This is a genomic window from Streptomyces sp. NPDC020299 (assembly GCF_044387825.1).
Lineage (GTDB): Bacteria > Actinomycetota > Actinomycetes > Streptomycetales > Streptomycetaceae > Streptomyces.
Genome location: NZ_JBIRWL010000032.1, coordinates 1 through 13802 on the forward strand (window position 1 = coordinate 1; position 13802 = coordinate 13802).

The window sequence follows — 13802 nt, forward strand, 5'->3', positions numbered from 1 at the left end:
AGGACGCCGTCTCCGACGTGAACCGGTCACCCGTGAGCTGCATACCGTCACCCGAGTCGCCCGCGAACCGGATGATCACCCGGTCCAGACGGCGGACGCCCTTCGCCCCGGCCGGTTTGCGCGGCCCTCCTACGACTGCTCCGTCGGCCTGTTCCGCTGCGCTGCTGACCTGGCTGGTCACTGAACTGGACCTCCTTAGAGGCGGCTGCCCGGGGCGTGGTCGTCCCGAGGACCTTCCCAGGATCAACCCTACGTCGCTTAGGGTCGCCTTCCCTCGGCCATTCGCATGATGGACAGCGATTCACCCGGGTGTCCCGGCCGCCCGCGCCCCGATGTTCCGGCCGTCACGAGTTCAGGTAGGTGAGGACCGCCAGCACCCGCCGGTGGTCTCCGTCGCTCGGCGACAGACCGAGCTTCAGGAAGATGTTGCTGACGTGCTTCTCCACGGCTCCGTCGCTGACCACCAGCTGCCTGGCGATCGCCGAGTTCGTGCGGCCCTCGGCCATCAGCCCCAGGACCTCCCGCTCGCGCGGGGTGAGCCCCGCGAGCACGTCCTGCTTGCGGCTGCGCCCGAGCAGCTGCGCGACCACCTCCGGGTCCAGCGCCGTGCCGCCCCGGGCCACCCGTACCACCGCGTCCACGAACTCGCGTACCTCGGCGACCCGGTCCTTGAGCAGATAGCCGACGCCGTGACTGGAACCGGCCAGCAGTTCGGTGGCGTAGCGCTCCTCCACGTACTGTGACAGCACCAGCACCCCCAGCCCGGGGTGCGTCCTGCGCAGCCGTACGGCCGCCCGGACGCCCTCGTCGGTATGAGTCGGCGGCATCCGTACGTCCGCCACCACCACGTCCGGCAGGGTGCCCTGCGCGTCCAGGTCGGCGATGGTCTTGATCAGCGCCTCGGCGTCCCCCACCCCGGCGACGACCTCGTGCCCGCGATCGGTCAGCAACCGGGTCAGGCCCTCCCTGAGCAGCACTGAATCCTCGGCGATGACCACCCGCACCCTGTCCTCCACGATTTCCCGGCCCCCCACAGCCCGTCCCGCACACCTGTCCATCCGTACGCGCCGTACGCGTTCGTACGAAGGTTCAGCATTCCAGCATCGGGAACGGACCGGGCCCGGACAAGCGGATTGAGGGGCCGGCCGGTCAGCGGCGCCAGGGCAGCTCGGCCGTCACCCGGGTGGGGCCGCCGGCCGGGGAGTCGACCACGAGGATCCCGTCCACCGCGTCCAGCCGCTCGGCGAGCCCGGCCAGTCCCGACCCGGCGGACACGTCGGCCCCGCCGGCCCCGTCGTCGATGACCTGGAGCATCAGCCGGTCCTCCGACCGCCACACGTCCACGGTGGCCGACGCGGCCCGGGCGTGCTTGCTGACGTTCTGCAGCAGCTCGGAGACGGTGAAGTAGGCGATCCCCTCGATGGCGGGGGCGGGCCGGTCGGCGAGATCCACCTCGACCTGGACGGGGACCGTGCAGCGGGAGGCGACGGCGGACAGGGCGGCGTCCAGGCCGCGGTCGGTGAGGACGGCGGGATGGATGCCGCGTGCCAGGTCGCGCAGCTCCTGAAGGGCCGTCTTCACCTCGCCGTGCGCGTCCTCCACCATGCGGGCGGCCGCCTGCGGGTCCTCGGCGAGCTTCTCCTTCGCGAGGCCCAGGTCCATGGCCAGCGCCACCAGCCGGGCCTGCGCGCCGTCGTGCAGGTCCCGCTCGATGCGCCGCAGGTCGGCCGCCGCCGTGTCCACCACGACACCCCGGTCGGACTCCAGCTCCACCACCCGCTTCGCCAGCCGCGACGGCCCGAGCAGCCCCAGCACCATCAGCCGGTCCACCGTCGTCAGCGCCCGCACGATCCACGGCGTGGCCATCGTGAACAGCAGCCCGACCAGCGCCGTCACGGTGATCTCGAACGGGTTGTCGAGGTAGATGCGGTGCTGGGCGTCGCCGTACAGCTGGAGCCCGCCCTGGCCGCCGTACATCGGGAACAGCCAGAACCACAGCGGGTACGTCAGCAGCGCCCAGCCGTACGTCCAGAAGACGACGGCGACGATGAAGGAGAACAGCGCCCACGGGAAGTGCAGCAGCGCGTACAGCAGGTGCCGCCAGGACGTGCCGCTCTTCAGGACCGCGCCCATCCAGCCCAGCGGACCGTCCTTGCGCACCCGCAGCGGCTCCGGTTCGGCCACCTCCAGACGGAGCAGCCCGCGCGCCCGCGCCCGCTCCAGGGAGCCCAGGCCCCGGCAGCCCGCCAGCGCCCCGGCCAGCACCGGGATACCGAGGAACGTCACCAGCAGGCCCGCGCCGAGCGCCACCATCGTCACGGCGTAGCTGAAGGTCAGGACGGCGATCGGCAGGTTCAGCAGGACGTAGCCGAACTCGCGCCAGCTGCGGGCCTCCAGCGGCGCCCGCAGCGCGGCGGGCAGCCGGTTCGGGCGGTGCCCCCAGTCGTCGGTGCCGTGGCCTCCGGGCCGGCCGCCGTGCCCGTACCCCTGCCCGTACCCCTGTCCGTAGTCCGTGGCCATCGGTGTCGTCCCGTTCTCCTCGTCGGCGGCTGTGTTGCCGTACATCCAGGCTGCTGCGGCGCAGGTCGACGGGCCATGGAGGCCGTCGGCGTCTTGGTCCGGGGGTTTTCCCTACCCCTGCCCGGTGTCCTGGGTCCGGTCCCGCCAGGGCAGCTCGGCGGTGACGGTGGTCGGGCCGCCCGTGGGCGAGTCGACGACGAAGAGCCCGTCGACCGCGCCGAGCCGCTCCGCGAGCCCCCGCATCCCCGTGCCGCCGTCCAGCCGGGCGCCACCGCGTCCGTCGTCCCACACCTGGATCAGCAGCCGGTCCTCGGACCGCCACACCTCGACGGAGGCGGATCTCGCCCGGCTGTGCTTGCTGATGTTCTGCAGCAGCTCGGAGACGGTGAAGTAGGCGATGCCCTCGATCGCGGCGGCCGGCCGCTCCGCGAGGTCGGTGGTGACCTTCACCGGCACCGTGCAGCGGGAGGAGACGGAGGACAGGGCCGCGTCCAGGCCGCGGTCGGTGAGGACGGCCGGGTGGATGCCGCGCGCCAGATCGCGCAGCTCCTGGAGTGCCAGCTTCACCTCGCCGTGCGCCTCGTCGACCATCGCGGCGACGGTGTCGTCGGCGCGACCCTCCAGCAGTTTCTCCTTCGCCAGGCCGAGCCCCATCGCCAGATTGACCAGCCGGGCCTGCGCACCGTCGTGCAGATCGCGCTCGATGCGCCGCAGGTCGGCCGCCGCCGTGTCCACGACCACTCCGCGGTCGGACTCCAGTTCGCTGATGCGGCGTTCGAGATCATCGGAGGGCGACAGCAGCCCCCGCACCATCGCCCGGTCCGCGTTCGCCAGGCCCCGCGCGATGAACGGCAGCACCGGCCACAGTATGAATAGCGAGGCGAAGGTGATGACGAAGGTGAGGATGCCCCAGGGCAGCCGGATGAAGTCGTACAGCAGCGTCCGCCAGCCCACCGGGTCCTTCAGGGCCATCCACAGCCGCTGGAACATCCCGCCGCCCTTCCTGAGCGGCAGCGGCGTCGGCTCCTCCACCCGCACCCCGAGCAGGCCCCGCGCCCGGGCCCGCTCCAGCTTCCCCAGCCGGCGAGCGCCCAGCAGGCTCGCCGCGAGCAGCGGGAACCCGACCACGGTGAGGGTCAGGATGCCGCTGACGAACAGCACGCTGACGACGTAGGTGAAGCCGAAGATCGCCACCGGCAGGTTGGCCAGGAGATGCGCGATCTCCTTCCAGGTGTGCTTGTCGAAGGCGAAGCGCGCCGGCGGCAGACGGGGCTCGTCGGCGCTGAGGCCGTCGGCACTGGGGTCGGGTGCGGTCATACGGGTCAGCGTGCCGTGGACGGCGCCGCCGCGCCATGAGGTATGCCGCCGCAGTCCACGGGGGAAAACCCCACCCTCGCCGTGCTCACCTGTCTCATGGCGTGACGGGCTGCTTACCCGCTCTTTATCAGGGCCTAGACTCCCGTGCGTACACATCGTCGAATCACGTCAACCACCACGGTCGGCGATTCACGGTGCACCGCAGTCACCGGGTCAGGGAGCGAGGGACGCACGTTGCGGGAGACGTTGGGGGACTCGACCGTCGTCGCGGCGGACTACTTCCAGTCATATTTGGTCGTGGGACTGCTCGCCCTGGTCGGCGTGCTGTTCGTCGCGGTCGCTTTCGGGGCGGGCCGCCTGCTGCGGCCGGTGGTGCCCACCCCGGAGAAACTGCTGACCTACGAGTGCGGCGTCGACCCCGTCGGCGAGGGCTGGGCCCACACCCAGGTCCGCTACTACGTCTACGCCTTCCTCTACGTGATCTTCGCGGTCGACTCGATCTTCCTGTTCCCCTGGGCGACGGTCTTCGCCGCCCCCGGCTACGGCGCGACGACGCTGGTGGAGATGTTCATCTTCCTCGGCTTCCTCGCCGTGGGCCTGCTGTACGCATACAAGAAGGGCGTCCTGACATGGACGTGACCCCCACTCCTTCCGAGCCTGTCCTGCTTCCCGAGCCGAAGCGGCTGGGCGCGCTCGCCCGGCTGGCACCCGAGCCGATGAAGGTGGTCCTGAACTGGGGCCGCCGCTACTCGCTGTGGGTCTTCAACTTCGGTCTCGCCTGCTGCGCGATCGAGTTCATCGCCGCGTCCATGGCCCGCCACGACTTCATCCGCCTCGGCGTCATCCCCTTCGCGCCGGGCCCGCGCCAGGCCGACCTGATGGTGGTCTCCGGCACGGTGACGGACAAGATGGCCCCGGCCGTCAAGCGCCTGTACGAGCAGATGCCCGAGCCGAAGTACGTCATCTCCTTCGGCGCGTGCAGCAACTGCGGCGGGCCGTACTGGGACTCCTACTCGGTGACCAAGGGCGTCGACCAGATCATCCCGGTCGACGTGTACGTGCCCGGCTGCCCGCCCCGCCCCGAGGCCCTCCTCCAGGGCATCCTCAAGCTCCAGGAGAAGATCGCCCAGGAGTCGCTCGACGAGCGCTACGGCTCCGGTGGAGCCCCGCGTCCCTCCGCCGCGGCCCTGCAGAGCGGCCTGGTGCGGCCCCCGGCGCAGCCCTCCGGCGGGGAGGGTGACGCCCGATGACCACCGTCGGCTGGCTCCCCGCCCCCGTGGAGGACCTCTTCGGTACGGAGGCCACGGCCGAGGAGTCCTACGAGCTCCTGACGGTCGACGTACCGCCCTCCTCCTGGATCCCGGCGCTGGAAGCGGCACGCACCAGCCTCTCCTGCACCTATTTCGACTGGCTGAGCGCGGTCGACGAACCGGGCACGGGCTTCCGCGTCTCGGCGCACGTCGTCGCCCTCTCTCCGGTGCGCCGCCTCCTGCTGCGCACCACGGTCCCGCACGAGGCGCCGACGCTCGCCTCCGCCGTCGGCGTCTACGCGGGCGCGGCCTGGCACGAACGCGAGACGCACGAAATGTTCGGCGTCCGCTTCGAAGGCCACCCCGCCCTGGACCACCTCCTCCTTCCCGAGACCTTCGAGGGCCACCCCCTGCGGAAGGACTTCGTCCTCGCCGCACGGGTCGCCAAGGCCTGGCCGGGCGCCAAGGAACCCGGGGAGCCCGAACACGGCGGTCCCAAGCGCCGACAGATGCTTCCCCCGGGCGTTCCCGACCCCAACGAGTGGGGCCCCCTCAAGGGCCAGCTGCCCCCTGCCCCGGCCCGACCGGCACGAGGAGCGGGACGCGCGGCGGCCGCTGGAGAGCGGCCCGCGCGCGCGGCGGGGGAGCGGCCGGTGCGACGGACACGTACCGCCGCGGAGGGATCGGCCAGCCAGGCCCCGGCGACGGAGGCCGCGGCGACCGAGGCCCCCGCGACCGAGGCCGCACCCGCGACGCCGCGCCGGGCGCGCAGCGCGAGCGGGGGGTCCGCCTCGCAGCGTGCGCAGCGTGCGCAGGGTGCGCAGGGTGCGGAAGGCGCGGAGAGCGCGGAGGGTGCACAGGCCGTACAGGCCGCACAGGGCGCCCCGCGCAGCTCGGACGCCCCCTGGCACCACGCCCGCCCGGCTTTCGACAAACCGGAGGCCGGGCCGGAACCCGAGACCAAGCCGGAGACCAAGCCGGACAGCGCACCCGGAACCGAACCCGGCGAGGAGTCCACGCCTGAGGACACCCGCGACGACCCCACAGGAGGCCCGCAGTGAACGACGCGCTGGACGTCGCCCTGCGACTCCTGGTCGTGTTCGTCGTCTTCCTCACCTTCCCCCTGATCGTCGGCCAGACCGAGCACAAGGTGATGGCCCACATGCAGGGCCGCCTCGGCCCGATGTACGCCGGCGGCTTCCACGGCTGGGCCCAGCTCATCGCGGACGGCGTGAAGTTCGCGCAGAAGGAGGACGTCGTACCCGCGGGCGCGGACCGCCGCATCTTCCAGCTCGCCCCCGCCGTGGCCCTCCTGCCGTACCTCCTGGTGCTCCTCGCCATTCCCATCGGCCCCAGCGACAGCGCGGTCGGCCAGGTCCTGGACGCGGGCGTGTTCTTCGTGCTCGCCGTGATGGGCGTCGGCGTCCTCGGCTCGCTCATGGCCGGCTGGGCCAGCGCCAACAAGTTCTCCCTCCTCGGCGGCCTGCGCACCGCCGCCCAGCTCCTCGCCTACGAACTTCCGATGCTGCTCGCCGGGGCCTCGGTGGCGATGGCCGCGGGCACCGTGTCCATCCCCGGGATCCTCCACGCCTTCCACTGGTGGTGGCTGCCCTGGCAGATCGTCGGCGCGGTCGTCTTCTTCGTCGCCGGGCTGGCCGAGCTCCAGCGCCCGCCCTTCGACATGCCCGTCGCCGACTCCGAGATCATCTTCGGCGCGTACACCGAGTACACCGGCCTGCGCTTCGCCCTGTTCCTGCTCGCCGAGTACGCGGGCATCGTCGTCCTGTGCGGCCTGACCACCGTCCTCTTCCTGGGCGGCTGGCACGGCCCCTGGGGCGCCGACGGCCTCGGCTGGCTCTGGACCCTGCTGAAGACCGCGATCCTCGCCTTCATCGTCATCTGGCTCCGCGTCACCTACCCCCGCCTGCGCGAGGACCAGCTGCAGAAATTCTCCTGGACCCTCCTCGTGCCCCTCTCCCTCGCCCAGATCGCTCTCACCGGCGTCGTCAAGGTGGTGATCTCCTAACCATGGCTCCCATCCCCGGCTCCGGCCTCGCCAAGGGCCTGGCCGTCACCCTCCGCACGATGACGAAGAAGACCGTCACCGCGCAGTACCCGGACGTCCAGCCCGACCTCCCGCCCCGCACCCGCGGCGTCATCGGGCTGTTCGAGGAGAACTGCACGGTCTGCATGCTGTGCGCCCGCGAGTGCCCGGACTGGTGCATCTACATCGACTCCCACAAGGAGACGGTCCCGGCAGCGGCCCCCGGCGGCCGCGAACGCAGCCGCAACGTCCTCGACCGCTTCGCCATCGACTTCTCCCTGTGCATGTACTGCGGTATCTGCATCGAGGTCTGTCCTTTCGACGCCCTGTTCTGGTCCCCGGAGTTCGAGTACGCCGAGACCGACATCCGCGAGCTAACCCACGAGCGCGACAAGCTCCGCGAGTGGATGTGGACGGTCCCGCCCCCGCCCGCCCTCGACACGGGCGCGGAGGAGCCGAAGGAGATCGCCACCGCCCGCAAGGCGGCCGAGAAGCTGGCGGCCGCCCAGGAACAGCCGGCCGAGCCGCAGGAGGGGGAGTCGTGAGCCTCGCCGCCGAAACCCACGGCTTCCTCTCCCCGAACGGCGTCGAGATCGCCTTCCTCCTCGTCGGCCTGGTCACCTTCGGCGCCGCGCTGGTCACCGTCACCACCCGGCAACTGGTGCACGCCGCCCTGTGGCTGGTGGCGACCCTCGGCGGCCTCGCGGTGGAGTACCTGCTGCTCACCGCCGAGTTCATCGCCTGGGTGCAGGTCCTCATCTACGTCGGTTCCGTCGTCGTCCTCCTCCTGTTCGGTCTGATGCTCACCAGGGCCCCCATCGGCCGCTCCCCGGACGCCGACTCGGGCAACCGCTGGGCCGCCCTCACCGTGGCCGTCGCCGCGGCGGCCGCTCTGGTCTGGGTGGTCGTCGACGCCTTCCGCACCACCTGGATCGACCTGGACGGGCCGGCCGCCGGCTCGACCAAGGTCACCGGCGCGAGCCTCTTCCAGAACTGGGTCCTCCCCTTCGAGGCCCTCTCCGTCCTCCTCCTCGCCGCCCTGGTCGGCGCGATCGTCCTGTCCCGCAAGGCGAAGGCGGACGCGGACGTCCCCGGCGCCCGGCAGAACCAGGCCGACAAGGAAGGTGTCCGCTGATGCACCTCGCGTATCCCGCCGTGCTCTCCGCCCTCCTGTTCTGCACCGGCCTGTACGGCGTCCTCGCCCGCCGCAACGCGATCCTGGTCCTGATGTCGGTCGAGCTGATGCTCAACGCCGTCAACCTGAACCTGGTCGCCTTCGACGTCTGGCTCAGCAAGGCCGCCAAGGAGACCCTGCACTCCGGTCAGGCCCTGACCCTGTTCACCATCGCCATCGCCGCCGCCGAGATCGGCATCGGCCTGGCGATCGTCCTCGCCGTCCACCGCAACCGCGGCACCTCCGACATCGACAAGCTCCGCGACACCGCCGAAGGCCCCGGCACCGACGGCCCCGGCAGCGACTCCCCAGCGGCCGAGAAGGCTGAGGCCACCGCGTGACCACGACCACCCTCGCCGTCCTCGTCCCCCTCCTGCCGTTCCTGGGTGCCGCCGCCGGCCTGCTGCTCGGCCGCACGGCCCCCGGTTTCACCCGCCCGCTCGCCGTCCTGCCGCCCCTCGCCTCCCTGGTACTGGCCGTGCTGGTCGCCGTCCGCCAGGGCGGCGGCCAGGCCATCGACGCCCAGACCGAACTCACACCCACCGGCTCGGTCCCGATCGAGCTCGCCCTGCACATCGACGGCTTCGCCGCCCTCGTCGCCGTACTCGTCGGCGTCGTCGCCACCTGCGTGCAGGTCTACTCGACCGGCTACCTGCGCGACGACCCGCGCTACCCCTCCTACGCGGCCCTCGTCTCCCTGTTCACCTCCGCGATGTTCCTGGTCGTCTACTCGGGCGACCTGATCGTGCTGCTGGTCGGCTGGGAAGTCATGGGCATCTGCTCCTACTTCCTGGTCGGCCACTACTGGGAGACCCCGGAGGCCCGCGCCGCCTCCCTCAAGGCCTTCCTGGTCACCAAGCTCGGCGACGTGCCTTTCCTCATCGGCCTGTTCGCGCTCGGCACCGACGCCGGGTCCTTCCAGATCACCCGTGTCCTCGGCACCGTCGCGAGCGGCGGCCTGCACCACCCGACGCTGATCGCCCTGCTGCTCCTGGCGGGCGTGGCCGGCAAGTCCGCGCAGTTCCCGCTGCACACCTGGCTCCCCGACGCGATGGCGGGCCCCACACCCGTCTCCGCGCTGATCCACGCCGCGACGATGGTCGCCGCCGGTGTCTACTTCGTCGCCCGTCTCCTGCCCGTCTTCGAGGCCTCCTCCGCCGCGTTGCTCGTCCTCGCCGTCATGGCCGCCGTCACGATGACCGGCTCCGGTCTCGCCGCGCTCGCCCAGGACGACATCAAGCGCGTACTCGCCTATTCGACGATCGGCCAGCTCGGCTACATGACCGGCGCCCTCGCCGTCGGCGACCGCGGCGCCGCCGTCTTCCACCTCCTCTCGCACGGCGCCTTCAAGGCGCTGCTGTTCCTCGCGGCCGGCGTGATCATCCACGCCGCCGGCACCAACTCGCTGGCCGCGATGTCCCGCATGAGCCACCTGCGCGACCGCATCCCCGACGCCTACTGGACGATGACCGTGGCGCTCCTCGCGCTCGCCGCGATCCCTCCCTTCAGCGGCTTCTTCTCCAAGGAATCCGTCCTCGGCGCCGCCGAGCACGTCGCCACCGGCCACACCGAGCACGCCCCCGCCGCCGCCGGCTGGCTCGTCCTCGTCGCAGGCCTGCTCACCGCCCTGCTCACCGCCGCCTACGCCACCCGCCTATGGCTGCTGGCCTTCCGCGGGCGCGGTGCCGAGGCCCCCGAGCACGGGCGGCAGCCGCTCACCATGACCGTGGTGCTGTGGGTGCTCGCCGTCCCGTCCCTGGCCTTCGGTGCCGTCGCCTACCGGGCGCTGCCCGACTGGTTCGGCGGCCGCGACCTGACTCCGACCCTCATCACGTCCATCCTCGGCACCGGCCTCGCCCTGGTCGGCGGGATCGTCACCTACGGCGCCTGGCAGCGCACCACCGCGCTCGCCGCCCGTGTCCCGCTGGGCGCGGTCGCCGCCCACCCCGAGGGGGACGCCGCACTGGTCGAGGCCGAGGCCATCGCCAGCCACGCACCCGTCTACGGCGGCGTGGCCTACGCACCCGACCCGGCCGACCCCGGACGGCTGCTGCTCGGCCCGCTGCACCGGCACGCGGCCGTCGGCTTCCACCTGGACGCCGTGTACGCGGCGCTGTTCGTCCGCCCGGTCCAGGCCGGAGCGAGTCTCGTCCGGTTCCTCGACCGCGAGGTCGTCGACACCTACGTACGCGGCGCGGCCGCGCTGCCCCGACTGCTCGGGGCCGCCGTACGGCGCGCCCAGACCGGCAATGTGCAGACCTATGTGAGCGCGCTGCTCGCCGGCACCGTCGTCCTGGCGGTCGCCGTCCTCCTCGTCGCCTCGGGAGCGTGAGCAGGCGTGATCGATATCAACGAGTCCGTGATGCAGTTCCTTCTGGCGTTCCTCGTCGTCGGCCCGCTCCTCGGCGCCGTCGCCGCTCTCCTGCCCGCCCCGCCCGGGCTGAAGGGGAAGTCGCCCGAGCAGGCCGTGCTCCGGCACGGCGTGACCGTCACCGGCGTCATCCTCATCGCCGCGATCGTCCTCGCGCTCGGCTTCGACCACGACCATCCGTCGAAGATGCAGGCCACGACCGACATCAGCTGGATCCCCGCACTCGACGTGCGGATCCACCTCGGCATCGACGGCATTTCCCTCCCCCTTCTGGTCCTGACCGCGCTGCTGACCTTCCTCTGCGCGCTCTACTCCTACTTCAAGATGCCCTCGGGTCCGACCCCGAAGGCCTTCGTCGCACTGCTGCTCGTCCTCGAGTCCGGCACCCTCGCGACCTTCGCCGTCCTCGACCTGCTGCTGTTCTTCCTCGCGTTCGAGATGGTGCTCATCCCGATGTACTTCCTCATCGCCCGCTGGGGCGGCGAGGGCCGGACCCAGGCCGCCTGGAAGTTCATCCTCTTCACGTTGCTCGGGTCCGTGGTCATGCTGCTCGGCCTGCTCCTGATCGGAATCAAGGCGGGCACGTTCGACATGGTGGCACTCGCCACTGACAACGGCCGGTCGCTGACCACATCCGTGCAGGTCATCGCCGTTCTGGCGATCGGGATCGGGCTCGCGGTCAAGACGCCGATGTGGCCGTTGCACAGCTGGCTGCCGGACGCCCACACCGCCGCGCCCACCGTCGGCTCGGTCATGCTGGCGGGCGTCCTGCTGAAGATGGGCACGTACGGGTTCGTCCGGATCCTGCTGCCGGTGGCGCCCGACGGCTTCCACACCTTCGCGCCCTACCTCGCCGCGTTCGCAGTCGTCGGAATCATCTACGGATCCCTGGCCTGCCTGGCCCTCGCCAAGCAGGGTGCGAAGGGCGATCTGAAGCGGCTCATCGCCTACTCCTCCGTCGGCCACATGGGCTTCGTCCTGCTCGGCATCGCCAGCACCACCCCGACCGGCGTGAACGGCGCGCTGTTCGCCAACATCGCCCACGGCCTCATCACCGGCCTCCTGTTCTTCCTGGTCGGCGCGCTCAAGGACCGCACCGGCACCACCGACCTCGACGCCCTTGCCGAGGAAAGCGGCGCCGCGCTGTACGGCAAGGCCCCCCGCCTCGGCGGCCTGCTCGCCTTCGCCGCGGTCGCCTCGCTCGGCCTGCCCGGCCTCGCCGGGTTCTGGGGGGAGATGCTGGCGCTGTTCGGCGCGTTCGAGCCCGCCGCCGGCCTCAGTCGCCCCGCGTTCCTCACCTTCATGACGATCGGCGCGTTCGGCACGCTGCTGACCGCCGCGTACATGCTCGTCGTGGTCCGCCGCGTCTGCATGGGCGCCGTACCGCAGGACGTCCCGAAGCTCGCCGACGTCCACGGCTACGAGTTCGCGGCCTGGACCCCGCTCGTCGCCCTCACCGTCGTCGCCGGGCTCTGGCCGAAGGCCCTCCTCGGCCTGACCGACCCGGCCGTGCAGCAGCTCCTCGCAGGAGGCACCCGATGAGCGCCCTGGCCCAGCCGGTGGTCCAGTCCGTCGACTGGCTCGCGATCGCCCCGCCCACCCTCGCGGCCGTCGTCGCCCTCGCCGTCCTCGTCGCCGACCTGTTCGTGCCCGACGCCAGGAAGGCCGTACTCGGCTGGGTCTCCGTCACCGGGCTCGCCGCCTCGGCCCTCCTGCTGCTGCCCCTCCTGGACGGCGACCGCAGCACCTTCTGCCTGACCGGTGCCACGCACGCGTGCAGCTACACCGCCGACCGGTTCACCCTCGTCATCCAGTTCCTCGTGCTCGGCGGCGCCCTCCTCGCGGCCCTGCTGTCGGTCACCGCGCTGAAGGACGCCGGCCGACGCGTCCCCGAAGGCGAGTTCTGGTTCCTGCTGCTCTCCTCCGCCGCGGGCGCCGCCCTCCTGCCCGCCTCCCGCGACCTCGCGACCCTGATCGTCGCCCTGGAGGTCGCCTCCCTGCCCGCCTTCGCTCTCGTCGGCATCCGGCACGGCGACCGGCGGTCCTCGGAAGCGGCCCTGAAGTTCTTCCTGTCCTCCGTCACCGCCACCGCGGTCAGCCTGATGGGCATCAGCTTCGTCTACGCCTCCACCGGCACCCTCTACCTCACCCAGGTCGCCGACCGGATCCAGCACGTCGACGGCCAGCTGCACACCCTCGCCCAGACCGGCGTCGTCCTCACCCTCGTCGGCTTCGCCTTCAAGACGGCCGCCGTCCCCTTCCACTTCTGGGTGCCCGACACCTACGTCGGAGCCCCGCTGCCCATCGCGGCCTACCTGTCGGTCGTCGGCAAGGCGGTCGGCTTCTCCGGCCTGATCCTCGTCACCGTCGTCGCCTTCCCGTCGTACGCCGACGTCTGGGGCCCGGCCCTCGCCGTCCTGGCCGCCCTCACCATGACCGTCGGCAACGTCGCCGCCCTGCGCCAGCAGGCCACGCGCGCGTACAGCGCGGTACGGCTGCTCGCCTGGTCCTCCGTCGGCCAGGCCGGATACCTGCTGGTGCCGATCGCCGCCGCCGGATACACCAAGGACGCCCAGAAGGCCATCGGCTCCACCGTCGCCTACGCCCTCATGTACGCCGCCGTGAACCTCGGCGCCTTCGCCGTGGCCGCGCTCGTCGGCCGCGCCAAGTCCCTCAACCGGATCACCGACTACCGGGGCCTCTACGCCTCGAACCCGCTGACCGCACTGCTCCTGGCGTTCTTCCTGCTCTGCCTCGCCGGACTCCCTCCGGGCATCATCGGCCTGTTCGCCAAGGTCACCGTCTTCTCGGCGGCCGTCGACGCGGGTCTCGGCTGGCTCGCCGTCGTCATGGCCGTCAACGTGGTGATCGCGCTGTTCTACTACCTCCAGTGGACGGCCCTGCTGTTCCGTGCCCCCGAGGGCGAGCCGGGCCGCCACCACGTCCCCGCCCCCCTCACCGCCGCGCTCGCCCTCACCGGCGTCCTCGGCGTCGTCCTCTCCGGCGCACCCCAACTCGTCCTGCGCTTCGCGGCCACCGGCCTGTTCGGATGACTCGTCACGCGCGCACGGGGCACCCGTGCTCCCACGCGCGCGTGGGGTCATAAGGGCACGTCACCCGGACGGC

At 71.7% G+C, this 13802-nt stretch carries 14 protein-coding genes; 10 read left to right on the forward strand and 4 right to left on the reverse strand.

The features are described from left to right. From ACH45E_RS43385 to ACH45E_RS43400, 4 genes are all read right to left on the reverse strand, one after another. On the reverse strand, nucleotides 1-181 hold a 181-nt coding region (locus tag ACH45E_RS43385; protein WP_399042750.1), incomplete at its 3' end, for a hypothetical protein. A gap of 163 nt (nucleotides 182-344) precedes the next feature. Further along, complete coding sequence (locus ACH45E_RS43390) at nucleotides 345-1058, reverse strand: response regulator transcription factor (RefSeq protein WP_361455721.1); 714 nt, start codon at nucleotides 1056-1058, stop codon at nucleotides 345-347. A 91-nt stretch (nucleotides 1059-1149) separates the two neighbouring features. After that, the gene (locus tag ACH45E_RS43395) at nucleotides 1150-2520 is read right to left on the reverse strand and encodes a sensor domain-containing protein (RefSeq protein WP_361455740.1); all 1371 of its coding nucleotides are present in this window, start codon (nucleotides 2518-2520) and stop codon (nucleotides 1150-1152) included. A 111-nt stretch (nucleotides 2521-2631) separates the two neighbouring features. Continuing rightward, nucleotides 2632-3837 carry a sensor domain-containing protein gene (locus ACH45E_RS43400; RefSeq protein ID WP_361455718.1) on the reverse strand — a complete coding sequence of 402 codons (1206 nt, stop codon included), beginning with the start codon at nucleotides 3835-3837 and terminating at the stop codon, nucleotides 2632-2634. Nucleotides 3838-4071: 234 nt separating this feature from the next. On the opposite strand from ACH45E_RS43400, the gene ACH45E_RS43405 reads away from it, so the two are divergent. Genes ACH45E_RS43405 through ACH45E_RS43450 form a run of 10 tightly spaced genes read left to right on the forward strand, consistent with a single transcriptional unit; the run spans nucleotide 4072 to nucleotide 13729 of the window. After that, nucleotides 4072-4476, forward strand: a complete 405-nt coding sequence (locus ACH45E_RS43405) for an NADH-quinone oxidoreductase subunit A (RefSeq protein WP_361455715.1) — start codon at nucleotides 4072-4074, stop codon at nucleotides 4474-4476. Next, entirely contained in the window at nucleotides 4467-5087 is a 621-nt protein-coding gene (locus ACH45E_RS43410; RefSeq protein WP_361455712.1) for an NADH-quinone oxidoreductase subunit B family protein, read from the forward strand. The genes ACH45E_RS43405 and ACH45E_RS43410 overlap by 10 nt, the downstream gene beginning before the upstream one ends. Further along, a complete protein-coding gene (locus ACH45E_RS43415) occupies nucleotides 5084-6148 on the forward strand; it encodes an NADH-quinone oxidoreductase subunit C (protein WP_361455709.1) in 1065 nt (354 codons plus the stop codon). The genes ACH45E_RS43410 and ACH45E_RS43415 overlap by 4 nt, the downstream gene beginning before the upstream one ends. Further along, entirely contained in the window at nucleotides 6145-7113 is a 969-nt protein-coding gene (locus ACH45E_RS43420; protein WP_361455706.1) for a complex I subunit 1 family protein, read from the forward strand. Before ACH45E_RS43415 ends, ACH45E_RS43420 begins: the two co-directional genes overlap by 4 nt. A 2-nt stretch (nucleotides 7114-7115) precedes the next feature. Continuing rightward, the gene (locus tag ACH45E_RS43425; protein WP_361455703.1) at nucleotides 7116-7676 is read left to right on the forward strand and encodes an NADH-quinone oxidoreductase subunit I; all 561 of its coding nucleotides are present in this window, start codon (nucleotides 7116-7118) and stop codon (nucleotides 7674-7676) included. Further along, on the forward strand, nucleotides 7673-8266 hold the full coding sequence (locus ACH45E_RS43430; protein ID WP_361455700.1) for an NADH-quinone oxidoreductase subunit J: 594 nt from the start codon (nucleotides 7673-7675) through the stop codon (nucleotides 8264-8266). Before ACH45E_RS43425 ends, ACH45E_RS43430 begins: the two co-directional genes overlap by 4 nt. Then, a complete protein-coding gene (gene nuoK / locus ACH45E_RS43435; protein WP_361455697.1) occupies nucleotides 8266-8646 on the forward strand; it encodes an NADH-quinone oxidoreductase subunit NuoK in 381 nt (126 codons plus the stop codon). The genes ACH45E_RS43430 and nuoK overlap by 1 nt, the downstream gene beginning before the upstream one ends. Further along, nucleotides 8643-10637 (forward strand): NADH-quinone oxidoreductase subunit L, encoded by a 1995-nt coding sequence (locus ACH45E_RS43440; protein ID WP_361455694.1) that lies wholly within the window; start codon nucleotides 8643-8645, stop codon nucleotides 10635-10637. Before nuoK ends, ACH45E_RS43440 begins: the two co-directional genes overlap by 4 nt. A gap of 6 nt (nucleotides 10638-10643) precedes the next feature. Next, nucleotides 10644-12218 carry an NADH-quinone oxidoreductase subunit M gene (locus tag ACH45E_RS43445; RefSeq protein ID WP_361455691.1) on the forward strand — a complete coding sequence of 525 codons (1575 nt, stop codon included), beginning with the start codon at nucleotides 10644-10646 and terminating at the stop codon, nucleotides 12216-12218. After that, complete coding sequence (locus ACH45E_RS43450) at nucleotides 12215-13729, forward strand: NADH-quinone oxidoreductase subunit N (protein ID WP_361455688.1); 1515 nt, start codon at nucleotides 12215-12217, stop codon at nucleotides 13727-13729. Before ACH45E_RS43445 ends, ACH45E_RS43450 begins: the two co-directional genes overlap by 4 nt. The last annotated feature ends 73 nt before the right edge of the window (nucleotides 13730-13802 follow it).